The 22,453-nt window shown below is 71.5% G+C and carries 23 protein-coding genes and 1 riboswitch; of the genes, 11 read left to right on the top strand and 12 right to left on the bottom strand.

Annotated elements, in window-relative coordinates; translation table 11 throughout:
• Nucleotides 1-71 precede the first annotated feature (71 nt).
• The 3 genes from ACSDR0_RS14165 (at nt 72) to ACSDR0_RS14155 (ending at nt 2,385) form a co-directional block, all read left to right on the top strand.
• Nucleotides 72-842 carry a DUF1707 SHOCT-like domain-containing protein gene (locus tag ACSDR0_RS14165; RefSeq protein WP_435289241.1) on the top strand — a complete coding sequence of 257 codons (771 nt, stop codon included), beginning with the start codon at nt 72-74 and terminating at the stop codon, nt 840-842.
• A gap of 258 nt (nt 843-1,100) precedes the next feature.
• Nucleotides 1,101-1,598, top strand: a complete 498-nt coding sequence (locus ACSDR0_RS14160; protein ID WP_435289240.1) for a SigE family RNA polymerase sigma factor — start codon at nt 1,101-1,103, stop codon at nt 1,596-1,598.
• 1 nt (nt 1,599) lies between these two features.
• Entirely contained in the window at nt 1,600-2,385 is a 786-nt protein-coding gene (locus ACSDR0_RS14155) for a hypothetical protein (RefSeq protein WP_435289239.1), read from the top strand.
• Between the two features lie 30 nt (nt 2,386-2,415).
• On the opposite strand, the gene ACSDR0_RS14150 is transcribed toward ACSDR0_RS14155, so the two are convergent.
• From ACSDR0_RS14150 to ACSDR0_RS14125, 6 genes are all read right to left on the bottom strand, one after another.
• Complete coding sequence (locus ACSDR0_RS14150) at nt 2,416-3,177, bottom strand: sirohydrochlorin chelatase (protein ID WP_435289238.1); 762 nt, start codon at nt 3,175-3,177, stop codon at nt 2,416-2,418.
• Nucleotides 3,174-3,902: a phosphoadenylyl-sulfate reductase gene (locus tag ACSDR0_RS14145; protein ID WP_435289237.1), complete on the bottom strand. Its 729-nt coding sequence runs from the start codon at nt 3,900-3,902 to the stop codon at nt 3,174-3,176. Before ACSDR0_RS14145 ends, ACSDR0_RS14150 begins: the two co-directional genes overlap by 4 nt.
• The gene (locus ACSDR0_RS14140) at nt 3,899-4,090 is read right to left on the bottom strand and encodes a hypothetical protein (RefSeq protein ID WP_435289236.1); all 192 of its coding nucleotides are present in this window, start codon (nt 4,088-4,090) and stop codon (nt 3,899-3,901) included. Before ACSDR0_RS14140 ends, ACSDR0_RS14145 begins: the two co-directional genes overlap by 4 nt.
• Nucleotides 4,087-4,230 (bottom strand): hypothetical protein, encoded by a 144-nt coding sequence (locus ACSDR0_RS14135; protein WP_012893136.1) that lies wholly within the window; start codon nt 4,228-4,230, stop codon nt 4,087-4,089. The genes ACSDR0_RS14140 and ACSDR0_RS14135 overlap by 4 nt, the downstream gene beginning before the upstream one ends.
• A gap of 88 nt (nt 4,231-4,318) precedes the next feature.
• On the bottom strand, nt 4,319-6,001 hold the full coding sequence (locus ACSDR0_RS14130) for a nitrite/sulfite reductase (RefSeq protein ID WP_435289235.1): 1,683 nt from the start codon (nt 5,999-6,001) through the stop codon (nt 4,319-4,321).
• 148 nt (nt 6,002-6,149) lie between these two features.
• Nucleotides 6,150-6,233 (bottom strand): putative leader peptide, encoded by an 84-nt coding sequence (locus ACSDR0_RS14125; protein ID WP_350917820.1) that lies wholly within the window; start codon nt 6,231-6,233, stop codon nt 6,150-6,152.
• Nucleotides 6,234-6,607: 374 nt separating this feature from the next.
• Here ACSDR0_RS14125 and ACSDR0_RS14120 point away from each other — a divergent pair, with 374 nt between their 5' ends.
• The 5 genes from ACSDR0_RS14120 (at nt 6,608) to rsgA (ending at nt 11,951) form a co-directional block, all read left to right on the top strand.
• A complete protein-coding gene (locus ACSDR0_RS14120; RefSeq protein ID WP_435289234.1) occupies nt 6,608-7,453 on the top strand; it encodes a TIGR03084 family metal-binding protein in 846 nt (281 codons plus the stop codon).
• 13 nt (nt 7,454-7,466) lie between these two features.
• Complete coding sequence (locus tag ACSDR0_RS14115; protein ID WP_435289233.1) at nt 7,467-7,865, top strand: YccF domain-containing protein; 399 nt, start codon at nt 7,467-7,469, stop codon at nt 7,863-7,865.
• Nucleotides 7,866-7,958: 93 nt separating this feature from the next.
• A complete protein-coding gene (locus ACSDR0_RS14110; RefSeq protein ID WP_435289232.1) occupies nt 7,959-8,972 on the top strand; it encodes a YihY/virulence factor BrkB family protein in 1,014 nt (337 codons plus the stop codon).
• Between the two features lie 8 nt (nt 8,973-8,980).
• Nucleotides 8,981-9,064, top strand: a riboswitch (ZMP/ZTP riboswitch).
• 32 nt (nt 9,065-9,096) lie between these two features.
• On the top strand, nt 9,097-10,353 hold the full coding sequence (gene glyA / locus ACSDR0_RS14105; protein WP_435289231.1) for a serine hydroxymethyltransferase: 1,257 nt from the start codon (nt 9,097-9,099) through the stop codon (nt 10,351-10,353).
• A gap of 479 nt (nt 10,354-10,832) precedes the next feature.
• On the top strand, nt 10,833-11,951 hold the full coding sequence (gene rsgA, locus ACSDR0_RS14100) for a ribosome small subunit-dependent GTPase A (protein ID WP_435289230.1): 1,119 nt from the start codon (nt 10,833-10,835) through the stop codon (nt 11,949-11,951).
• A gap of 131 nt (nt 11,952-12,082) precedes the next feature.
• Here the strand turns inward: rsgA and ACSDR0_RS14095 are convergent, their stop codons facing one another.
• The 4 genes from ACSDR0_RS14095 to ACSDR0_RS14080 all read right to left on the bottom strand — a co-directional run bounded on the left by ACSDR0_RS14095 (nt 12,083) and on the right by ACSDR0_RS14080 (nt 15,671).
• On the bottom strand, nt 12,083-12,397 hold the full coding sequence (locus ACSDR0_RS14095; protein ID WP_012893126.1) for a WhiB family transcriptional regulator: 315 nt from the start codon (nt 12,395-12,397) through the stop codon (nt 12,083-12,085).
• 104 nt (nt 12,398-12,501) lie between these two features.
• Nucleotides 12,502-13,449 (bottom strand): sucrase ferredoxin, encoded by a 948-nt coding sequence (locus ACSDR0_RS14090; protein ID WP_435289229.1) that lies wholly within the window; start codon nt 13,447-13,449, stop codon nt 12,502-12,504.
• A gap of 147 nt (nt 13,450-13,596) precedes the next feature.
• Nucleotides 13,597-15,126, bottom strand: a complete 1,530-nt coding sequence (locus tag ACSDR0_RS14085; protein WP_435289228.1) for a glycerol-3-phosphate dehydrogenase/oxidase — start codon at nt 15,124-15,126, stop codon at nt 13,597-13,599.
• Complete coding sequence (locus ACSDR0_RS14080) at nt 15,123-15,671, bottom strand: TetR/AcrR family transcriptional regulator (RefSeq protein ID WP_435289227.1); 549 nt, start codon at nt 15,669-15,671, stop codon at nt 15,123-15,125. The genes ACSDR0_RS14085 and ACSDR0_RS14080 overlap by 4 nt, the downstream gene beginning before the upstream one ends.
• Nucleotides 15,672-15,744: 73 nt before the next feature.
• Here ACSDR0_RS14080 and ACSDR0_RS14075 point away from each other — a divergent pair, with 73 nt between their 5' ends.
• The gene (locus tag ACSDR0_RS14075; protein ID WP_435289317.1) at nt 15,745-17,319 is read left to right on the top strand and encodes an FAD-binding oxidoreductase; all 1,575 of its coding nucleotides are present in this window, start codon (nt 15,745-15,747) and stop codon (nt 17,317-17,319) included.
• A gap of 71 nt (nt 17,320-17,390) precedes the next feature.
• Here the strand turns inward: ACSDR0_RS14075 and ACSDR0_RS14070 are convergent, their stop codons facing one another.
• A complete protein-coding gene (locus ACSDR0_RS14070) occupies nt 17,391-17,801 on the bottom strand; it encodes an acyl-CoA thioesterase (protein ID WP_435289226.1) in 411 nt (136 codons plus the stop codon).
• Between the two features lie 102 nt (nt 17,802-17,903).
• Between ACSDR0_RS14070 and ACSDR0_RS14065 the strand changes: the two genes are divergently transcribed.
• A complete protein-coding gene (locus ACSDR0_RS14065) occupies nt 17,904-19,412 on the top strand; it encodes a metallophosphoesterase family protein (protein ID WP_435289225.1) in 1,509 nt (502 codons plus the stop codon).
• A 35-nt stretch (nt 19,413-19,447) separates the two neighbouring features.
• Nucleotides 19,448-21,043 carry a bifunctional 3'-5' exonuclease/DNA polymerase gene (locus ACSDR0_RS14060; protein ID WP_435289224.1) on the top strand — a complete coding sequence of 532 codons (1,596 nt, stop codon included), beginning with the start codon at nt 19,448-19,450 and terminating at the stop codon, nt 21,041-21,043.
• A gap of 40 nt (nt 21,044-21,083) precedes the next feature.
• On the opposite strand, the gene ACSDR0_RS14055 is transcribed toward ACSDR0_RS14060, so the two are convergent.
• Nucleotides 21,084-22,421 (bottom strand): MFS transporter, encoded by a 1,338-nt coding sequence (locus tag ACSDR0_RS14055; RefSeq protein ID WP_435289223.1) that lies wholly within the window; start codon nt 22,419-22,421, stop codon nt 21,084-21,086.
• Nucleotides 22,422-22,453: the final 32 nt, after the last annotated feature.

Here is a 22,453-nt window from a genome sequence, read left to right as displayed (position 1 = left end):
CCCATTTATTTATCGGGCTTCCTCCCTCTGAGGGATCCTCTATGAGGATAACTCGCGATATGTTGTGAGTTATGAATGATCCCGGGGACATGCGGGTCTCGGACGCAGAGCGGGAGGCCGCGGTCGAGTGGTTGCGGGTCGCCTCCGTCGAGGGCCGCCTGACCCTCGGGGAGCTGACCGAGCGCACCGAGGCGGCCTACACCGCGCTCACCCAGGCCGAGCTGGCGGTGATCACCTCGGACCTGCCCGGCGGGCACCCGGCCCCCGCGCCCGCCTACCGTCCGCCCCCGCCGGAGCGCGGCCAGGTGCGGCGCTGGTTCGTGGCGGTGATGAGCAGCTCCAAGCGGCGCGGTTCGTGGCGGATCGACAAGCCGATCGGCGCCGTCGCCGTGATGGGCGACGTCCTGCTGGACCTGCGCCAGGCCGAGGTGCGCACGGGGGTCGTCGACATCGTGGCCACCGCGGTCATGGGGAACGTGAAGATCATCGTCCCGGACGGGGTGGACGTCGAGCTCGACGGCATCGCCGTCATGGGGGACAAGAAGGTCCAGGTCATCGAGGCGCCCCCGGGCACGAACGCGCCGCTCGTCCGGGTCACCGCCTATGTCCTCATGGGGGACGTCAAGGTGGTCGGGGACTCCAAGACCAAGCCGCTCAAGAAGGCCATAGCCGCCTGGCGCAAGCAGTGGGACGAGCTGCGCGAGCTCACCGGCGAGTACGGCCACTACCAGGCCGGGCCGGGCTCCCACCAGATCCACCCCTCCTACCAGGAGCGTCCGCGGCCCCCGTGGCCCCCGGCGCCGCCCCAGCCTCCGCACCCCCCGCAGCCGCCCCGCCACTGACGGCCGCCACCGGCGCGCCGCGCGCCCGCCGTCATCCGCCGTCCGAGCCGGTCGCGCGGTCGCCCCGGCCTCACCCCTCTCCCGGCCCCCGCCCCGCTCTGCCCGCTCCGCTCCGGCGACGCGTCACTCGCCGCCGCTCGTGCGGCGCGTTCCCTCCGCTCCCCGCCCTCGGCTGGTGAGCCTCGAAACACGTGCAACATCCCGGTGCTCCCGGGGCGTAGTGATCGGTGACATACACCGACAGAGTGAGGATCTCCGATGCGAGATCGGGCTGACTTCGAGCACTACGTGGAGCAGCGCTCGGCCCGCCTGTTACGGGCCGCGTACCTGCTGTGCCGCGACTGGGGTACGGCGGAGGACCTGTTGCAGACGGCCCTGGCCAAGGCGTGGCTCGCCTGGCGGAGGGTGGGTGACGATCCGGACCCGTACGTCTACCGCATCCTGGTCAACACCCACGCCACCTGGTGGCGGCGCAGGTGGCGCGGAGAGGTGCCGAGCGCGGTCCTCCCCGAGGCGCCGGACGGCGACACGATGGACGCGGTGGCCACCCGGGAGGCGGTCCGGCAGGTCCTGGCCGGGCTTCCCGGCAGGCAGCGGGCCGTGATCGTCCTGCGCTACTTCGCCGACCTGCCCGACCGGCAGATCGCCGAGATCCTCGGCTGCTCGGTGGCGACCGTACGCAGCCAGGCCAGCCGTGCACTGCGCAAGCTGCGCGTCGATCCCGCGGCCGTCGTCGCCATCACCACGGGGAGCTGAGATGACGATCACCGAATCCGAGTTGCGCGAGATCCTGAACGGGGACGAGGGCGAGGGCCGTGACAGGGGCGTGACCGTCGCCGGTGTCCACCGGCGTGTCCGCGCGATCAGGCGCCGCCGCCGCTGGACGGCGGGCGGCGCGGTCGCGGCGGCCCTCACCGTCGCGGTGGCCCTCAACACGCCCGCGGGCGGCGTCGCCGACGATCTGGACGTCTGGACCGGCGTGATGGCCAGGCCGTCCCCCACCGTCCCGGTGGTGTCACAGCCTCTGGGAGGGCCGCACCCCCTTCGCGAGATCGTGAGCCGCAACTACAGGACCGGCGGGACACGCGAGGAGCTCCGGACCGGATCCCGGAACAAGTCGTTGAGTGTGAACGTCTACTGCTCCGGGCCACTGCGGCGGGCGGTCGTCTGGGTCGGCGACGGTCCTCCCCGCAGGCAGCTCTGCGGAACCGGTCCCGACGGATACCCCGTGGTCTTCAAGGAGACCTCGGGCGGGGATCACCTGATCACGGGGCAGATCGTGTCCGCGGCCGTACTGCCCGGCGAGGTCGACAGGGCGGGCAGGACGACCGGCGAACTGGTCGAGGGGATGGGCGCTCTCTTCGAGGGCTGGGAGGAACAGCTCGCCGGGGCGGAACCCTTCCCTCTCAAGTGGTCGGTCGTGGTGCGGGAGGTGATCTACCCGGTCTGCCGGGACAACGTCCGCCAGGTGGATCCGCGCACCGGGGAGATGGTCCGCCTGAGCTGCGAGGGCAAGGACACCACCCCTCCGGGTAACCCCTGAGCCCATGGGCGGCTTCGTGCCCGCCGGGGCTCAGGCGATGGCCAGGGCCTCCCATCGGTGCGCGGCCCGCTCGTAGCGTTCGAGCAGCACCGCGGCGACCTCGGGGGCGGCGCCCAGCACGTCGGCGACGGCGTCGGCGCCCGCGGCCAGGGTCTCCCGGCGGATCCTGTCGGCGAAGTGGCCGGGGGCCAGGAGGTAGGGGGCGACCACGATCCGGGAGGCTCCCGAGCGCCGCAGGCGCAGCACCGCCTCCTCGGGGGTGGGACCGGCGGCCGAGGCGTAGGCGGCGGTCACCGACCGCCAGCCGCGCAGCCTCGCCCAGTCTCCGGCGATCCCGGCGACCGTCGCGTTGGCCCGCGGGTCGCTGGACCCGGCCGAGACCAGCACCACGGCGGTGCCGGGCTCGCCGGGCTCCACGCCCGCCTCGGCCAGGCGCCGCTCCAGCGCGGTGACCAGCAGCGGGTGCGGGCCCAGCGTGGCACCCGTGTGCACGCGCAGCAGGGGCCTGCGGGCCGTCGCCTCGGCCAGCGCGCCGGGGATGTCGACCCGGCTGTGGTAGGCCTCGGTGAGCAGCAGCGGCAGCACCGCCGCCTCGGCCAGCCCCGACAGCGCCGTGGGAAGCGTCGGGGAGGCGTGGTCGAGGTAGGCGGTGCGTACGAGGAGATCGGGCCGCGCGTCCCGTACCAGGTCGAGCAGGTCCTCCACCGTCGCGGCGGCGCGCGGGTCACGGGACCCGTGCGCCACCGCCACCAGCGGTATCCCGGAAGCGGTGCCGGTGGCACGCCACGTCATACGTGGAGCCCGCACTCGGTCTTGCCCATGCCCGCCCAGCGACCGCTGCGCGGGTCCTCTCCCGGGGCGACCTGGCGGGTGCAGGGGGCGCAGCCGATCGAGGGGTAGTTGTCGTAGTGCAGCGGGTTGATCAGCACCCCGTTGTCGGCCATGTAGTTGTCGACGTCCTCCTGCGTCCACCTGGCGATCGGGTTGATCTTGACCATCTGGCGCTTGGCGTCCCACTCGACGACCTTGACGCCGGCGCGGGTGACGGCCTCGTCGCGGCGGATGCCGGAGACCCAGGCGAGGTACGGCTCGAGGGCGCGGTTGAGCGGCTCGACCTTGCGCAGGTAGCAGCACAGGTCGGGGTTGCGCCCGAACAGGCGCGGGCCCAGGTCGCGCTCCTGCTCGGCCACCGTGCGGGACGGCTTCACGTCGATCACGTTCACGTCGTAGACCTGCTGGACGGCGTCACGGGTGCCCATCGTCTCGGCGAAGTGGTAACCGGTGTCGATGAACAGCACGTCCACGCCGGGCTTGACCCGGCTGACCAGGTCGATCAGCAGGGCGTCGCTCATGGAGGCGGTGAGGCAGAGCCGGTCGCCGAAGGTCGCCGCGGCCCAGCGGATGATCTCAAGGGCCGAGGCGTCCTCCAGGAACCGCGCGGCCGACTCGACGATCTCCTGCAGGTCGAGCGTCCCCCGCTGCTGACGTAATCCGACTTCGATGTCCACCAGTGTCATCGCTCGTTCACCCAATCCTCATTCGCCGCGCGGGCAGGTCGTGCCGCGCGGACCACAGCGCTCGTCGTGCCGGAATTCGCCGTGCGGGCCGTGCGGGCCGGGTGGCCCGTGCGGATCGCGGTGACCTCGCCGGTCGGCGCGGTCACCGCGGTCGTCACGTTCACCGCGTCGGATTCGCCGCGCGTCACGAGCGCACCCCGATTCCGAGAAACTTCAGCTTGAAGGCGCGCACGCACGACCGGCAGTACCAGCCGCCGTCGCCCTCGTAGGGCTCCAGGTCTTCCTCACCGCAGTACGGGCAGTGGAAGGGAACGGCTCGCTCGCTCATCCGCTCCTCCTCGTCCCGCCATACGTCCGGTGTGTCCGGCCCGCCTTGTTCGTCCGGCCCGTCCGTGAGGGACCGGTGTGCCGGCCCTTCACTTCAGGTCCGCGTCGTCGGCGCGCTGCACCCAGTCGGAGAAGGTCTCCTCCTCGTTCTTCTGCTTCTCGAAGTTGCGGAGCACGCGCTCCACGTAGTCGGGAAGCTCCTCGGAGGTGGCCTTCAGGCCACGGACCTTGCGGCCGAAGCCGGGCTTGACGCCCAGCGAGCCGCCCAGGTGGATCTGGAAGCCCTCGACCTGCTCGCCCTCGTCGTTGACGACGAGCTGGCCCTTGAGGCCGATGTCGGCGACCTGGATGCGGGCACAGGAGTTGGGGCAGCCGTTGACGTTGATGGTCAGCGGGTTCTTGAAATCGGGCAGCCGCTGCTCCAGCTCGTCGATCAGGTTGGCTGCGGTGACCTTGGTCTCGACGATGGCCAGCTTGCAGAACTCGATCCCGGTGCACGCCATGGTCTGGCGGCGGAAGGTGGAGGGGTTGACCCGAAGGTCGCCCGCCTCCAGCTCGGCGACGAGGCTGTCGACCCTGTCGGGCGCCACGTCGAGGATGACCATCTTCTGCTCGACCGTGGTGTGCACCCGGTCGGAGCCGTGCCGCTCGGCGATGTCGGCGATCAGGTGTAGCTTGTCGCCGTCGAGGCGGCCGACCTTCGGGGCGAAGCCGACGTAGAAGTTGCCGTCCTTCTGCGGGAAGACGCCCACGTGGTCCCTGCGGCCGTCGCGAGGCTGCTCGGGCGCGGGGCCGTCGGGCAGGGCGTAGCCCAGGTACTCCTTCTCCAGGATGTCGCGGAACTTCTCGACACCCCAGTCGTTGATCAGGAACTTGATCCTGGCCCGGTGGCGCAGGCGGCGGTAGCCGTAGTCGCGGAAGATGCCGATCACGCCGCCGTAGGCGGGGGCGACCTGGTCGGGGGTCAGGAAGACGCCCAGCCGCTTGCCCAGCATCGGGTTGGTGGACAGGCCGCCGCCCACCCACAGGTCGAAACCGCGCTCGCCGTCGTCGTTCACGACGCCGACGAACGCCACGTCGTTGATCTCGTGCACGGTGCAGTGCGCCGGGCAGCCGCTCACCGCGGACTTGAACTTGCGCGGCAGGTTGGAGAAGGCCGGGTCGCCGATGTAGGTGTCGTAGATCTCCCGGATCTGCGCGGAACCGTCGAGGACCTCGCCGGTGTCGATCCCGGCCAGCGGGCAACCCAGGATCACGCGCGGGGTGTCGCCGCAGGCCTCGGTGGTGGACAGGCCCACCGACTCTAGGCGCTCCCAGATGTCGGGGACGGCCTCGATCTCGATCCAGTGCAGCTGGATGTTCTGCCGGTCGGTGACGTCGGCGGTGCCCCGGCCGTAGAGGTTGGAGATGTCGGCGATGACGCGCAGCTGGGCCAGGTTGAGCCGGCCGCCGTCGATCCTGACGCGGAGCATGAAGTAGCGGTCGTCGAGCTCCTCCGGCTCCAGGATCGCGGTCTTGCCGCCGTCGATCCCGGGCTTGCGCTGGGTGTAGAGCCCGAACCAGCGCATCCGGCCGCGCAGGTCGGCGGGGTCGATGGAGTCGAAGCCGTGCTTGGAGTAGACGTCGATGATCCGCTGACGGACGTTGAGGCCGTCGTCGTTCTTCTTGTTCTCCTCGTTCTTGTTCAGCGGCTCGCGGTAACCGAGAGCCCACTGACCTTCGCCGCGCGGGCGCTTGTGATGTCGATTCGCCGACCGGGCAGGGGTCGTCATGTGCGCGTCCTTATTGTGGCTCGATGGAATGATTTCCGGACGCGCACGGGCGGCACCTCCCGCCTCATCGTTGAGTGCGGGGGTCGATTACTCAGAGGAGGACGCCTGTTACGCGGCCGAGCTGGGTGAAATCAGCAGGGGGCGACGGTTAACGGACGTCACAACAGATGGCACTGCGGACACGCAGAAGGTCGACGTGGCGTCGCACGACGAGCAACGGGTCCGCTGGCATGTCTATGACGATACCCCGGGCGTCGTGGATGTCCAATGTCAGGTCCACCATCTGGACGCGGACACGGGGCGCGGGCCTGCGCCGGGGCGGCGGGGGGCCGGGACGGAGTCGACCAAGAAGGGGCGGGACGCCTGCCTATCCTTGCCCCAGCCAGTTCACGCGTGGTTCGGAGGCCTTCCGGGCGGACCGACCGGTATCGCCGAGATCGTTATCTTCCTGGGCTTTTGCCTGGTGCTGGCAGTCGCACCACGAGCCTCCCCGGCACTTCTCGTGCCGCCGCTCCTTGCACTCCTCGCAGATCATGGGTCCATTCTGCGCCGTTCCCTCTAGAATATTACTCGGTTACCCTTGCCCGGCTGCGACAGGGAGGCCTCATGGGCCTGATGGACGAGCTGCTGGTGGATCTGCGCGCCGAGACGGCCGAGTTCGACGCCATGATCGGGGGGCTCGGGCCGGACGAGTGGGAGCTGCCCACTCCGGCCGAGGGCTGGACGGTACGGGACCAGGTCGGCCATCTCGCCTGGTTCGACGACGCGGCCACCGTCTCCGCCTCTGATCCGGAGGCCTTCCGCGCCTCCCTGCCCGCGTTCCTCGCCCGCGGGGACTCCGCCGTGGACGAGCTCGCCGTCGCCTCGCGAGGCCTGTCCGCGGCCCAGGTCCACGAGTGGTTCCGCGAGGCGAGGGGCCGGGTCCTGGAGGCCTTCGCCCGGCTGGACGCCGGTGTCAGGCTGCCCTGGTACGGGCCCGACATGTCGGCCGCGTCCTTCGTCACCGCGCGCCTGATGGAGACCTGGGCCCACGGGCAGGACGTGGCGGACGCGCTCGGCGTCGCGCGCGTGCCGACCGCCAGGCTCAGGCACGTGGCGACGCTCGGGGTGCGCGCCATGCCGTACGGCTTCGCGGTGCGCGGCCTGGAGCCGCCGTCGCGCCCGGTGCGGGTGGAGCTGATCATGCCCGACGGCTCGCCGTGGGAGGCCGGGTCCTCGGACGCCGCCGACGTGGTCCGCGGGACCATGATCGATTTCTGCCTCCTGGTGGTCCGGCGCCGCCACCTCGCCGACACGTCTTTGCAGGTGCGCGGCGAGACCGCCCGGATCTGGACCTCGATCGCCCAGGCCTTCGCCGGGCCGCCGGGCAAGGGGCGGCCCCCACTCGGGCAGGGGGCCGGGTCAGGGGTGTTTCAGGGGGACGCCGGATGGAGCCGGCCTCATTCCGCCTGACATGATCGTGAATATGCGGACCTTGTTGAACGTCATCTGGCTGATCTTCGCGGGAATCTGGCTGGCGATCGGCTACGTCCTCGCGGGAATCGTGTGCTGCGTCCTGATCATCACGATCCCGTTCGGCATCGCGTCGTTCCGGATCGCCGCCTACGCGCTGTGGCCCTTCGGCCGGACCGTGGTGCGCGACCCCGAGGCGGGGGCGCTGTCGACCATCGGGAACGTGATCTGGTTCGTCGTGGCCGGGGTCTGGCTGGCGATCGGGCACCTGCTGACCTCGATCCCGCTCTTCCTGTCGATCATCGGCATCCCGCTGGGCCTGGCCAACCTCAAGCTGATCCCGATCTCCCTGCTGCCGCTGGGCGCGCGTATCGTCGACGCGGACGACGCGGAGGCGTTCTACCGCCGCTAGGTTTCGCCGCAGGTGATGCGGGCAGATGGGTGAGATTCGATCGTTGCCCGCCCGACTCGTGATCAAGCGCGGCTAGGAATACCGTTGTGTGGCATGACGTCCACTGATGCCCCGGCCCATCGGCCCGGGCCCGAGCGACGCCCCCCGCGCGGGCCTGGGACGCGGTTGCGTGCCGGTCTCGCGCGGATCCGCGGTACGGACGTCTGGGCCAGGCTGCGGGCGCTGCTCTCGTGGATCCGCGGCACCGACCTGTGGGCCCTGATCGCCGCCACCACGAACGCGGGCGTCACCTACCGCGTCACCGGCCTGGCGGGTGAGGCGGCCTTCTTCGCGCTGCTGTCGCTGCCGCCGTTCATGCTCGGCCTGATCGGTGTGCTCGGCCAGCTGACCCGCGTGTTCGGCCCGGAGACGGTCAAGAACGTCAGCGACTGGATCGACCAGCAGGCCCACCTGCTGTTCACCGACAACGCCGTCGACACCGTCGTCACCCCCCTCATCGAGGACGTGCTGAAACCCGAGAACCAGGTCTCGCTGATCTCCCTGGGCTTCCTGCTCGCCCTCTGGTCGGGCTCGCGCGCGCTGTTCGTCTACGTCGACCTGATCTCGGTCGCCTACGGCCTCGGCGAGGAGCGCGGCATCATCCGCACCCGCCTGATGTCCTTCGGCTTCTACCTGGCCGGCCTGCTGATCGGGCTGGTGGTGATGCCCGTGCTCGTCCTGGGCCCGGCCGCGCTGCGCGGGGCCCTGCCGGCCGACTACACCGTGCTGGTCGACATCCTCTACTGGCCGGTGGTCATCATCGGCTCGGTGATCTTCCTAACCCTGCTCTACCACGTGAGCGTGCCCGTACGCACGCGCTGGTGGCGCGAGCTGCCGGGCGCGGTGCTCGCGCTCGTCATCTGGATCGCCTGCGCCGCCGTGCTGCGCGCGGTCCTCGCCGCCTGGTTCTCGCCGGTCTCCATCTACGGCTCGCTCGCCGCCCCCATCGCCGTGCTGCTGTGGCTCTACATCACCGCGCTGGCCGTGCTCATCGGCGCCACGCTCAACGCCGAGGTCGACCGGCTCTGGCCCGTCGAGGGCGCGGGTCGCACCGGCCGCGGGGGTTAGTCCGCTATCGTCTAAGCCGCGACTGGCGCATAAGGTGGGAGAGACCACCGGGGAGCGGAAGGGCGAGGAGGCCGAGCGCCTGGGTCTTCGCGCGATGTCGACGACGACAGGGGAGTGAAGGCGCATGAGCGCTCTTTCCAGCGTGGATCCGCAGATCGCCGAGCTCATCAAAGCCGAGGAGCGGCGGCAGGCCGACACCGTCAAGCTGATCGCCTCGGAGAACTACGTCTCCAAGGCCGTCCTCGAGGCCACGGGCACCGTCCTGACCAACAAGTACTCCGAGGGCTACGCGGGCAAGCGTTACTACGAGGGCCAGCAGGTCATCGACCAGGTCGAGACCCTCGCCATCGACAGGGCCAAGGCCCTGTTCGGCGTCAACCACGCCAACGTGCAGCCCTACTCGGGCTCACCCGCCAACCTGGCCATCTATTTGGCCTTCCTGAAGCCGGGCGAGACCGTCATGGGCATGGGCCTGCCGTTCGGCGGCCACCTGACCCACGGCTGGTCGGTCTCGGCCACCGGCAAGTGGTTCAACCCGGTCCGCTACGGCGTGCGGCAGGACACCGGCCGCGTCGACATGGACGAGGTGCGCGAGCTCGCCCTCCGCGAGCGCCCCAAGCTGATCTTCTGCGGTGGCACCGCGGTCCCGCGCACGATCGACTTCCCGGCCTTCGCCGAGATCGCCCGCGAGGTCGGGGCCGTGCTCGCCGCCGACATCGCGCACATCGCCGGCCTGGTGGCCGGTGGCGCCCACCCGTCGCCGGTCGGCCACGCGGACGTCATCTCCACCACCACCCACAAGACCCTGCGCGGCCCCCGGGGCGCCATGCTCATGGCCACCTCCGACGAGCACGCCACCGCCCTCAACAAGGCCGTCTTCCCCGGCCTGCAGGGCGGTCCGCACAACCACACCACCGCGGCCATCGCGGTGGCGCTCAAGGAGGCGTCGACCGACGACTTCAAGGACTACGCCCGCCAGGTCGTCCTGAACGCGCAGGCGCTGGCCGAGGAGCTCCTGGGCCGGGGCTTCGACCTGGTCTCCGGCGGCACCGACAACCACCTCATCCTGTTCGACCTGACCCCCCAGGGCATCGGCGGCAAGCCCGCCGCCCAGGCCCTCGACAAGGCCGGGCTGGAGACCAACTACAACAGCGTGCCCTTCGACACGCGCAAGCCGTTCGACCCCTCGGGCATCCGCATCGGCACCGCGGGCGTGACCAGCCGGGGCATGGGCATCGCCGAGATGCGGCAGATCGGCGCCTGGATCGACCAGGTCGTCACCGCCCTGGCCAAGGACGAGGACGAGGCCAAGCACGTCATCACCCGCGTCCACGGCGAGGTCAGGGAGCTCACCTCCCACTTCCCCGCCCCCGGCCTGTGAGCGTGCCCCGGGCGGCGGGATCGCCGCCCGGGTGATCTTCCGCGGGTTCGCGGCGGGCCGGTCCGTGGGATCTCCGGGACGCCGCGACACGCTGATCGACAGCCGATCGATCTTGTAGGGCAGGACGAGCTTTTAGGGCAGGACGAGAACGCCCGGCCGGGATTACCCGGCCGGGCGTTCTCGCGTGTCCGGTCGCCGCGAGGGCCGGGCGTTCTCGTGTGGCCGGAAGCTTCGAGGGCCGGGAGATCCGCCTCGTCGCGGGAGCAGGCGGGGACGCGCCGAAATGTGTTTGCGCCGGGCGGGAGGCGTTGCGCTAAAGTTCTCCCGAAGACGCCGTTCGAGAGAGACGCGCGGCCACGAGGCGAGCAGGAGGTGGGGAGCATGCGGGTTGTTCTGGTGAGCCTGCCGTCCATCAACCTCCGGGTGCCCGCCTAGCCGATTCGCGACAGGGCACCCGGCCTTCCACAAGGGTGCTTACGTTGTCTTCGTCAATCGTCTCTTCTTCATCCGTTCTCACCGCGCTCGGCTGGAACGACTCCCTCGCCGCCGAGCTCCCCGCAGGCCTGACCCCCGCCCGCGTGTCCCGCGTCGATCGCGGTGCCGCCGAGGTGCTGACGGCCTCCGGTCATCTCCGGGCCAACTACGGCGCCAGGGTGCGGCGCGACGCCGCCGCCGATCCCGTGGCCCTGCCCTGCGTCGGTGACTGGGCCGGGCTCCGCCGCCTGGCCGAGGGCCGCTTCGAGCTGGAGGCGCTCCTGCCCCGGCGCACCGCGTTCGTGCGCGGCGGCGTCGCCAGGGTCTCCAGGGGCGGGCTCTCCGGCGACTCCCAGGGCCAGGTGCTCGCCGCCAACGTCGACGTGGTCTTCGTCGCCGAACCCGCCCTGCACGCCACCGACACCGCCGACCTGGGCAGGATCGAGCGGCTGCTCGCGCTCGCCTGGGAGAGCGGGGGCCGTCCCGTGGTGCTCGTCACCAAGTCCGACCTGATCGGCGAGGGCCTCGGCTTCCTGATGGACGAGGTCGCCTCGGCGGCGCCGGGTGTGGACGTGCACCCGGTCTGCTCCGTCACGGGGGAGGGCGTCGAGATCGTCCGCGGATACCTCGAGGGCACGCGCACCGCGGTGGTGCTCGGCGCCTCGGGTGCGGGCAAGTCGACGCTCGTCAACGCCCTGGCGGGGGAGGGGGTCATGGAGACCCAGCAGGTCAGGGCCGGAGACGGCCGGGGCCGCCACACCACCGTGCACCGCGAGCTCATCCCGCTCGCGGGAGGCGGGCTCATCATCGACACGCCCGGCATCCGCCGCGTCGGCCTGTACGACATGGGCGAGGGCGTGGACATGGTCTTCTCGGACCTGGAGGAGCTCGCCGCGCGGTGCCGGTTCGGCGACTGCCGCCACGACAGCGAGCCGGGCTGCGCCGTGATCGCCGCGATCGAGGACGGCACGCTTCCCGAGCGGCGGCTGGAAAGCTGGAACAAGCTTCAGCGGGAGGCCGCGTGGATGGCGTCCAGGAGCGACGCGCGGCTCCGCAAGGAGCTGCAGAACAAGTGGAAGATCATTCACAAGGAGATGCGGAAGACGGGCCGTAACAGGCCCTGAGACGTGGGGGAAGCCCGCCGTGCGGTCGCCCGTCCCGGGGGCCGCACGCGCGGGGCCCGACACGACAACGTGTGATCTCGCAGGGGGTTCGCGAGATCACACGTGCGGGGGAAGCCGGGTGGAGGTACTGCTCAGGCGACGGCACTGATGCCGGCGCTGGCGGCGCGGCGCATGCGACGGCGACGCTCGGAGGCGCGCTCGTCCTCGTTGAGACCGCCCCAGGTGCCGTACTTCTCCGGACGGGACAGCGCGTAGTCCAGACACTCGGCACGAACGGGGCACTGGGCGCAGATCGCCTTCGCCTTACGCTCGCGGATGTCACGCTCGGGCTGACGCTCACCGTCGGGACCGAAGAAGAGCACGAGGTCCTCGCCCCGGCACGCGGCGTCATCCTGCCAGCCCCAGCTGGGCCGAGGCCGGGCGGTCTGCCGACGTACCTGAGACATGAGAAAACCACCTTATAGTGAGAGGTATTTCTGGTTAATGCCGCATTGGACGCTTGTGACGTCCCTGGGTCCAACGCCTGGATTGGCCGTGATGTTCCCTCAGGTCAGGTCAGCGCGGACGTGGCATACCGCACAGGGGTTACCCTGTCCAGCGTGACCAGCCGGTAGGTAGTGATCGTATCGGCGCAAGCCGTACCGCATGGCGTTGTCAGCGTCATGGGTTCAACCACTACCCGAAAACGAGCGCCACTACCGCGCACAAATGCCTCGGTGACGGCGCCGTCCAACCTGGAGGATTCCACGGCCACTCCGCCAACCGAGAGATCACCCGTATGAATGCGGACGAAATGCTCAGCGGCCTGCAGTGGCTCAGGGATGCCTGCGCGTCCCCGGAAACGGTCGAGGATGACCTCGCCGGACCGGTACGCGTCGGCTGCCGCGATCGCAGCAGCCTGAGACATGCTGCCGTAGTAAAGCCCGTGTGGCAAGCACACGAGGTTGGCGGCGTATCGATCGCCGCCAACATGTGATGTTTCCCATACTGTGTCCGGCAATGTTTTTGCCAAGGACCGAGCTAGGGGTAGTCCAATGCGGGCGCAGCACGCGTTGCGCTTGGCATGCGTGCAGACCAGAAAAACCGGCTCACTCACAAGTATGCAGGACTCCGGGACCACTCCGGCCACCACGCTGTCAAGTCTAAGATCGTCTGGACCTGCGATGACGCCTTCGGCGATCCACGGCTCGGCCGACCCGGAGTCGGCGACCATCACGTGAATGCCGTTTTCCACGAGGTTCCTGCGCCCCGGGCGGCGGATCAGCTGGGGGCGGATGCCGAGCCGTGTGGCCCGTTTGATAAGGGTGTGAACGTCCTTGGGAAGGCTGCAGTCCTCCAGGTGGGAGGCCCAGGGGCCGGGGTGCTCGATGAGCAGCCAGAAGCGGGCTCCGACGGTCGCGCTGGCGTGGACCGGCAGCTCGCCGGTGTGACAGCCCGGCGGGTGCGCGCACCCCTTGCCGGCCGTATCCGCCCTGCTCGCGACGATCCCCGTGCTCACGCTCTCTCCTCGCTCGAACTTAGGTAAGACTAACCTAACAGTCAGATCGAGGAGGCGAGGAGTAAAACGATCATAGGCACGTAAAGGCGATGGAGCGGCGGACGGCCCGCGACCCCCGCGACCCCGGCGGCGCGGGCGGTGCGGACCTCAGTAGGCCAGCGCGGCGCGGGCCAGGGGCAGGGCCGCGGCGCGGTCCTGCGGGACGAGGCCGACCCTGGTCCGCCGGTCGAGGAGGTCGTCCACGTTCAGGGCGCCCTCGTGCCTGACCGCCCAGACGAGCTCGGCCCCGGTGACCCCGGCCGGACCGGGCTCGGCCAGCCAGGGGTCCTCCGCCATCAGGGCCCGCACGGCGCCCGCCTCACTCCCGTACCGCCGCAGCGACCGGCCCGCCCCCCGGACGCCCTCGCCGTCCGCGTTCCCCCCGCCGCCGGGGCCGTCCGGGACGGCGCCGACGAGGGGCAGCTCCGCGGTGCGGCTCCGTCCCGCGTCGAGCCGGCCCAGTGACACGGCCCGGTCGACCGCGTCCTCGGCCATCCGCCGGTACGTGGTCAGCTTGCCGCCCACGATCGTCACCAGCCCGTCCGGCCTGGTCAGCAGCGCGTGCCTTCTGGACAGGTCGGCGCTGCGGCCCTCGGCGGCGAGCAGTGGCCGCAGCCCCGCGTAGGTTCCGGCGACGTCCTCGCGCCGCACCGGCTCCTCCAGCACGGAGTTCAGGACGGCCAGCAGGAACGTCACGTCCTCCTCCGGCACCTGCGGGACGTCCGGGACGGGGCCGTCCGCCGGTTCGTCGGTGAGGCCGACGTGGACCCGGCCGTCGGGCTGGGGGAGAACCAGGGCGAAGCGATTGCTCTCCCCGGGAATCGGCACGTGCAGTCCCGCGGTCAGGCCCGGCAGCGTCTCGGGCCTCAGCACCAGGTGGGTGCCGCGCGAGGGACGCAGCCGGATGCCAGGATGCAGCCCGGCCGCCCAGACACCGGTGGCGTTGACCACCGTCCTGGCCCGGATCGTGAAGGTGTCCCCGCCCAGCTCGTCGCGGACCAGCGCGCCGTCGCCGGACAGCTCCAGCGCCCGGCAGCGCGTCAGGATCCTCGCCCCGTGGGCGGCGGCCGTCCTGGCCACGGTGACCACCAGGCGGGCGTCGTCGGCCAGGCGTCCGTCCCACGACAGCAGGGCTCCGCGCAGCCCGCGCGAACCCAGCGGCGAGGCGAGGGCGAGGGTCCGCGCGGCGGAGATCCGCGAGGGGCCGGGCAGGAGGTGGCGGGGCGTGCGCGCCGCGGCCCGCAGCCCGTCGCCGAGGCGGTATCCGGTCATCACCAGCGCCGCGTGGCGCCGGGAGACCTCCGGGACCAGCGGCAGCAGGTAGGGGTAGGCCCTGACCAGGTGCGGAGCGGTGCGCCCGAGCAGGTGTCCGCGCTCCACCGCGCTCTCGTACGCCACCCCGACCTGCCCCCTGGCCAGGTAGCGGAGCCCGCCGTGGATCATCTTGGAACTCCACCGGGAGGTCCCGAAGGCCATGTCGTGGGCGTCGATCGCGGCCACGGAGAGGCCGCGGGAGGCCGCGTCGAGCGCAGCCCCGGCGCCGGTGGCGCCCAGACCCACCACCAGCACGTCCACCACGAGGTCGCGCGTCTCGGCCAGCTCGCGCGCGCGGCGGGCGGCGTTGAGAGAGGAGTTCACGGTCGCAGGTACCTTTCCAGGAGCGTCGCCAGCTCGGCGTCCAGATCGTCCAGGTCTTCCAGGCTGGCGGGGCCGAGCATGGTCGGGCCGGAGAGCAGGAACGACTGGGCGGTCAGCAGCACGGCCCTGGCCATCCTGACCGGGTCGCCGGCTCGCACGGTGCCCCCCTCCTGGCCTCGGACGATCGCCGCTTCGACGAGCGTGAGCATCGCCTCGTGGCTGGCGCCCCTGCGGTCCAGCAGGTAGGGCAGGAGCAGCTCCGGGTCGACCTCGACGATCTTCCGCCAGAGCGGGTGGTCGCGCAGCGCCCGTACCACCGCCACCGCCGAGGTGACCGGGTCCTCGGTCGCGAACCGGTCCGCGACGCGTACCCACTCGCGGGTCATCAGGTCGGCGACGAGGGTGCGCACGTCGGGCCAGTGGCGGTAGATCGTCATGCGGGAGAGCCCGGCCCTGCGCGCCACGTCGGTGAGCGTGGCGCGCCGGACTCCCACGGCGAGGACCACCTCGCGGGCGGCGTCCAGCACCCGGCCGTTGTTCTCCATGTCTGCATTGTGACGAATAGACGTCATGTGTCACAGTGTAAGCGTGGAAAATCCGACGAGCGCCGCCGAGCCCATGCTCTGGTCAGGCTGGGGCGACCCCGACAAGGCCGCCGACCTGCCGGAACCGGTCAGAAAACTGCTCCACGACGTGCTGGGCGTACGCCCCCGGCGAGACCGGGCCGCCGGGCTCGGCGAGGTGCGGCTGCCCGCCGTGGCCCTCTCCCCGTCCGTCCTGGCGGAGCTGCGCGGCGTCGTCGGCGCCGGCCACGTGCGCTCCGACGACGAGGCCCGCGTCCGGCACACCCGGGGCAAGTCCACCCCCGACCTGATGCGCATGCGCGCCGGAGACGGCTCCGACGCCCCCGACGCCGTGGTGCTGCCCGGTTCGCACCATGAGGTGCTGGAGGTGCTGGCCGCCTGTGCCGCGCACCGGGTCGCGGTGGTCCCGTTCGGTGGCGGGACCTCCGTGGTCGGCGGCCTGGTCGCGACCCGGCGGGGCTTCGCCGGTGTCGTCGCGCTGGACCTGGCCCGGCTGGACCGGCTGGTCGCCGTCGACGCCGAGTCGATGGTCGCGGAGATGGAGCCGGGGCTCCGCGCCCCGGAGGCCGAGCGGCTGCTGGCCGGGCACAGATTCACCCTGGGTCACTTTCCCCAGTCGTTCGAATACGCCACGCTGGGGGGTTTCGCCGCCGCCCGCTCCAGCGGCCAGGCCTCTGCCGGATACGGGCGCTTCGACGACATGGTGGTCGGCATGACCGTGGCCACCCCGCGCGGCACCCTGGAACTGGGCCGGGCGCCCAAGTCGGCGGCCGGGCCCGACCTGCGCCAGGTGATCCTCGGCTCCGAGGGGGCCTTCGGTGTGATCACCTCCCTGAGGCTCCGCGTCCGGCGCGCACCCGAACAGCGGGTCTACGAGGGGTGGCGGTTCGCCTCGTTCGCCGAGGGATCGGCCGCGCTGCGGCACCTCGTCCAGGAGGGCACCGTGCCCACCGTGCTGCGCCTGTCCGACGAGACCGAGACGATGGTCGGCCTGGCCCGCCCCGGCGAGATCGGCGCCGCGCCGACCGGCGCGGGCTGCCTGGCGATCGCCGGGTACGAGGGCTTCTCCGAGGTTCCCGCCCTGCGCGAGCGGGTCGCCGCCGTGCTGTCCGGGCTCGGCGGAGTCCACCTCGGCACGGATCCGGGGGAGTCATGGCTCCACGGGCGCTACTCCGCGCCCTACCTGCGCGACTCGCTGCTCGGGGCGGGGGCGACCGTCGAGACGCTGGAGACGGCCGGGTTCTGGTCCAACCTGCCCCGCCTCTATGACGCCGTACGGCTCTCGCTGCACGCCTCGCTCGGCTCGCCGCTGGTCATGTGCCACATCTCCCACGTGTACGGCACCGGCGCCTCCCTGTACTTCACGGTCGTCACGGCGCAGGGCGACGACCCCGTGGGGCAGTGGGAGGCGGCCAAACGGTCGGTCAACGAGGCGATCGTCGCGGCCGGGGGCACCGTCTCGCACCACCACGGCGTCGGCCGCGACCACCGGGACGCCTACGCCACCGAGATCGGCGACCTCGGCGTGGAGATCCTGCGCGGCATCAAGGACCGGCTCGACCCCGAGGGCATCCTCAACCCCGGCGTCCTCGTCCCTCCGGGGAGGTGACGGGCGCGGGGGAGCTCGGCCCGCGGCGCTCGATCAGGGGAGCTCACCCAAGAGAGCCCAACCGGGGAAACTCAGTCGGCGACCACGAGCTTGCCCATGGCCTCGCGGAGCGGCCCGGGTATCCCGGCCGGCCTGCGGCTCTCCCGGTCGACGAACACGTGGACGAAATGGCCCTCCGCCACGACCGTCTCGCCGTCCTCGCGAAACAGCCCGAGCTCGTAGCGGACACTGGAGCGGCCCAGGTGGCCGACCCGCAGCCCGATCCTGACGGCCTCGGGGAAGGACACCGACGCCCGGTAGACGCAGTGCGACTCGACGCACAGGCCGATGGCGTCGCCGTCGTGGATGTCCAGGCCCGCGGTCCTGATCAGCCAGGTGTTGATCACCGTGTCCATCATCGAGTAGTGGACGGCGTTGTTGACGTGGCCGTAGACGTCGTTGTCCTTCCACCTGGTCGGAACGGTCTCCCAGTAGGCGTACACGGTAGAACCATATTCCAGAGCGGTGTCCGGCCGGAATCGCGATCCCGGCTCGTGTCCAGGGATCCGGGTGCGCCCTCGTAAGATCGTTGCCAAGATATGCTCATGGTTGATGTCGGACAGGCGGCGGAGCGCGGGCGTGAGGTCTCCTCCCGGGTGTCGGAGGAGGGCGCGGGCTGGTCCTGCGCCCAGACGGGCACCTTTCAGGACCTGCTGCCCAGCAAGGAGACCTTCTCCTGGCTGAACCCGCGCACCATCTGGCGGTCGCGGAACGAGATCCTCGCGATCCTGTTCGGAGACCCCTCGGGGCAGGTGCGGGCGCGCTGGGTGGGCTCCCAGCGGGACCGGGGCGTCGACCCCTCCTTCCGCATCCCGATGGACGTCGGCCCCGAGTTCTCCTTCCTGGTCCTCGGCGACACGGGGGAGGGCGACGCCTCGCAGTACGCCGTGGTGCCGGGCATGCTCAAGGCCGGCGAGGACACCGCCTTCGCGGTCGTCGCCAGTGACGTGATCTACCCCACCGGCTCGGGCAACGAGTACGAGGACAAGTTCTTCCGCCCGTACCAGGACTACCGGGCGCCGATCTACGCGATCCCCGGCAACCACGACTGGTACGACGGGCTCGGCGGCTTCATGCGCGTCTTCTGCGACGCCCCGGCGCTGGCGGCCGAGAACGAGGGGTTCAAGCTGTCGCCCTCGGGGCTGCGCGGCCTGATCTGGCGCAAGCCGGAGAAGATCGACGAGGCCCGGCTGGCCAGGGCGCGCGAGCGGCGGGCGAGGCCCGAGCAGCGGGTCGTGCAGCCCGCCCCCTACTGGGCGATGGAGACCCCGGGGCTGCTCGTCGTCGGGGTGGACACCGGCATCCGCGGCGACATCGACAGGGAGCAGGCCGAATGGCTGCGCGAGGTCTCCCGCGACCCCCGGCCCAAGGTGCTGATCACCGGAAAGCCCATCTACACCCGTAACGACTACAAGCCGTCGAAGCTGGTCGGCGGCGGCACCATCGACGACATCGTCACCGATCCCGCGCACAACTACGTCGCGGCGATAGGCGGCGACGTGCACAACTACCAGCGCTTCCCGATCAAGGTCGGGGAGCGGACCATCCAGTATCTCGTGGCGGGCGGCTCCGGGGCCTTCATGCACGCCACCCACACCATCCCGAGGGTCACCGTCGGCGGCGTGGACGAGGACGACTACCGCTGCTACCCGCTGCGCGGCGACTCGCTGTCGTTCTACAGCAGGCTCTACAGCGACCGGCTGCGCATGCGCTGGCTCTACCTCACGCCCGACGAGAGCGCGGCGCTGATGTCCCGGCAGATCGGCAACGCCCCGATACGGGACATCCCGCCCGTGCCGATCACCCGGCGGATGAGGTGGGCGGCCCGGATCCTCGGCGGCTGGCCGATGCCGCTGCGGCTGCCCGTGGGCAGGACCTTCCACCGCTACCTGTCGGAGCTGTCCGACTGGGACACCCCGCCGTTCTTCAAGAGCTTCCTGCACATCTCGGTGACCCCCGAGGTCCTGACGATCCGCTGCCTCGCCGCCACCGGCTGCCTGCGGCAGGAGATCGAACCCCCGGTCGAGGACGAGATCGCCATACCGCTCGTCTGATCGAGAATGTCGTACCGGCGTGGCAGGGTTGGCGTATGCACGTGTCGGTCGCGGCCGCTCCCGGAGGCGGGGGCGTTCTGCGCGCGGACGGCGAGCCCGCCAGGGCCGTCGCCGATCTGGCCTCGGCCACCCGCGAGCTGGAGGCCGCGAATCCGCGCTGGGTCTGGGCCGACACGCGGGAGGTCTACCCCGCGCTGCTCGCCTCCGGGGTGCGGCTGGCGCGCTGCCACGACCTGGCGCTGACCGAGGGCCTGCTCCTGGCCCACGAGGGGCGCTTCGGCGAGCCGAGGTCCGCCCTCGCGGCCCACGCCCGGCTGCACGGCCTTCCCGTGCCCGACGACCACCACGGGCCCCAGGCGCGGCAGGCCACCCTCTTCGAGGAGGAGGCGCCCCCGCCGGACGCGGACCTGGTCGCCGAGGTCTACGCCGACCAGCTGCGGCGCGTCGAGGCCACCGCGGACCCGGGGCGGTTCCGGCTGCTGGTCGCCGCGGAGTCGGCCGGGGCGCTGATCGCCGCGGAGATGGCTCAGGAGGGCATGCCCTGGCGGGAGGACGTGCACGACGAGCTGTTGACCGGCCTGCTCGGCCCGCGCCCGGTGCACGGCATGCGGCCCGTCAAGCTCCAGGCCCTGGCCGACCAGGTGGCGGCGGCCTTCGGCACGTCGTTCAACCCCGACTCCCCGCAGCAGATCATCAGAGCTTTCAAGGCGGCGGGCGTGCCCGTCGCCTCCACCCGGGCCCACGACATCAAGCGGGTCGAGCACCCGGGCGTCGCCCCTCTGCTCGCCTACAAGGAGATGGCCAGGTTCTACAGCTTCCACGGCTGGGCCTGGGCCGACCAGTGGGTGCGCGACCACCGCTTCCGCCCCGAATACGTGGTGGGCGGCGTGGTGACGGGCCGCTGGGCGACCAACGGCGGCGGGGCCCTGCAGATCCACAAGCTGATGCGCAAGGTCATCGTGGCCGACGACGGCTGGACGCTCGTCGTCGCCGACGCGGCCCAGCTGGAGCCGCGCGTGCTGGCCGCCATGTCGGGAGACGGCGGCCTGGCCAGGGCCGCCGGGCAGATCGACCTCTACCAGGCGCTGGCGCAGGCGTTCGGCGGCGAGCGCGACAACGCCAAGATCGCCATGCTGTCGGCGATGTACGGGGGCACCAGCGGGGACGCGCCCAAGCTGCTGGCCGTGATGCGCCAGCGCTTCCCCCGCGCCTACCAGTTCGTGGAGGACGCCGCCAGGGCGGGGGAGGAGGGCAAGGTGGTCCGCTCCTGGCTGGGCCGCACCTCGCCCCCGCCCTCCGCCGGCTGGCGGGAGCTGGTCTCCGGCCCCGAGGGAGGCCGCGCGGCCCGCGACCGCGGCCGGTTCACCCGAAACTTCGTCGTCCAGGCGACCGCGGCCGAGTGGGCGCTCGCGCTGATGGCCGTGCTGCGCGGCCTGCTGCCCGACCCGGCCAGGCTGGTGTTCTTCCAGCACGACGAGGTGATGGTGCACTGCCCGGCCGAGCAGGCCGACGAGGTCGTCGCGGCGGTCGGCAAGGCCGCCGAGGAGGCGACCCGGCTGCTGTTCGGATCGACCCCGGTGCGCTTTCCCATGCTGGCCGTCCCGGTCAGGTGTTACGCCGACGCCAAATGACCTTCGGCGGTCCCGCGTGAGAGCCGGGGGCGGTCGCGGCTCAGGCGCGGGCCAGGGCCAGCCAGACGCCGGTGACCGTCACCATGACCGCGACGGCCGCGCCGAGCACGCCGTACGACAGGCTGCCGACGATCACCCCGGCGATCACGGTGCCGGTCGCGCCGCAGACGTTCATCACCAGGTCCGACAGGCCCTGCACGGGGGTGCGGTGTTCCAGCGGCACGGCCTCGCTGAGCATCGCCGAGCCGGCGATCAGCCCGCACGACCAGCCGAGACCGAGCAGGACCAGCCCGACGGTCACCCGCGTGACGTCGTGCGCCCCGGCACCGCCCGCGAGGACGGCCGCGGCCAGCAGCAGGCCCGTCCCCAGCACCAGCACCGGCGTCCTTCCGGCCCGGTCGGCCAGCCAGCCGACCACGGGTGACAGGACGTACATCCCCGCGATGTGCAGGCTGATCACGATGCCGATGACCGTGTACGTCGAGCCGCCGTGGTCGAGATGGACCGGGGTCATGGACATGATCGAGACCATCGCGGTGTGGCTGACCGCGATCGCGACCAGCGCTCGCCTCGCCAGGGGTGTCCCGCGCAGCACCCGCCAGGCGGTACGGAACGTGCCCCCGCCCTTCCCCGGGGAGTCCACCGCGGCCAGGCCGGACGCGGGGGCACCGGACGCGGAGGCGCCGGAATCGGGAGAGGCGTCCGGAGCGGCGGGCGCGGAGCGGGCCAGGAGCAGGGGGTCGGGGCGCAGGGCGACCAGGATGATGCCGAGGGCGATCGCGAAGCCCACCAGCGCGAGGGCGAACGGGCCGCTGCCCGGTGGCAGCCCGAGCCCGGCGCTGAACCGCTCGGCCGGCTCCGCCAGGTTCGGACCGGCTACCGATCCGACGGTGGTGGCCCACACCACCAGCGACAGGTGCCGGGCCGAGTGTCCCGGCGGGGACAGGTCGGTCGCGGCGTAGCGTGAGGCCAGGCCGCCCGCGCTGGCCGCGCCGAACAGCACCAGCCCGGCCAGCAGCAGCGGCCACGAGCCCAGGCCGACGGCCAGCAGCGAGACCAGGCAGCCGAGCAGGGCGCACCCGTAGGCCAGGACGAGCCCGGCCCGGCGGCCGCCCCTGCCGGACGATCTCGCGGTGGGCAGCGCCAGCAGCGCGGCGCCCAGCACGGTCGCGGTCCCGGCCAGCCCGCTGAGCGCCGTGGAGCCGGAGAGCTCCTCCACGGTCACCGAGCTGAAGGTGAGCCCCACGGCGATCCCGATGCCCCCGCTGATCTGGGCGGCGGACAGGACGGTGAGCGTCCGCCGCTGCACGGCGGCGATCCGTTCTCCGCCGCCGGGGGAGATGTCGGGGTTCGTGGTGTTCGTGGGGTTCGCGGTCACGAGCGAAGTCTGCCATCACTCATGACCGCACC

Source organism: Streptosporangium sp. G11, from assembly GCF_051192615.1.
GTDB lineage: Bacteria > Actinomycetota > Actinomycetes > Streptosporangiales > Streptosporangiaceae > Streptosporangium.
Note: the sequence above shows the minus strand (reverse complement) of the source record. Positions and strands in the feature narration are given on the sequence as shown.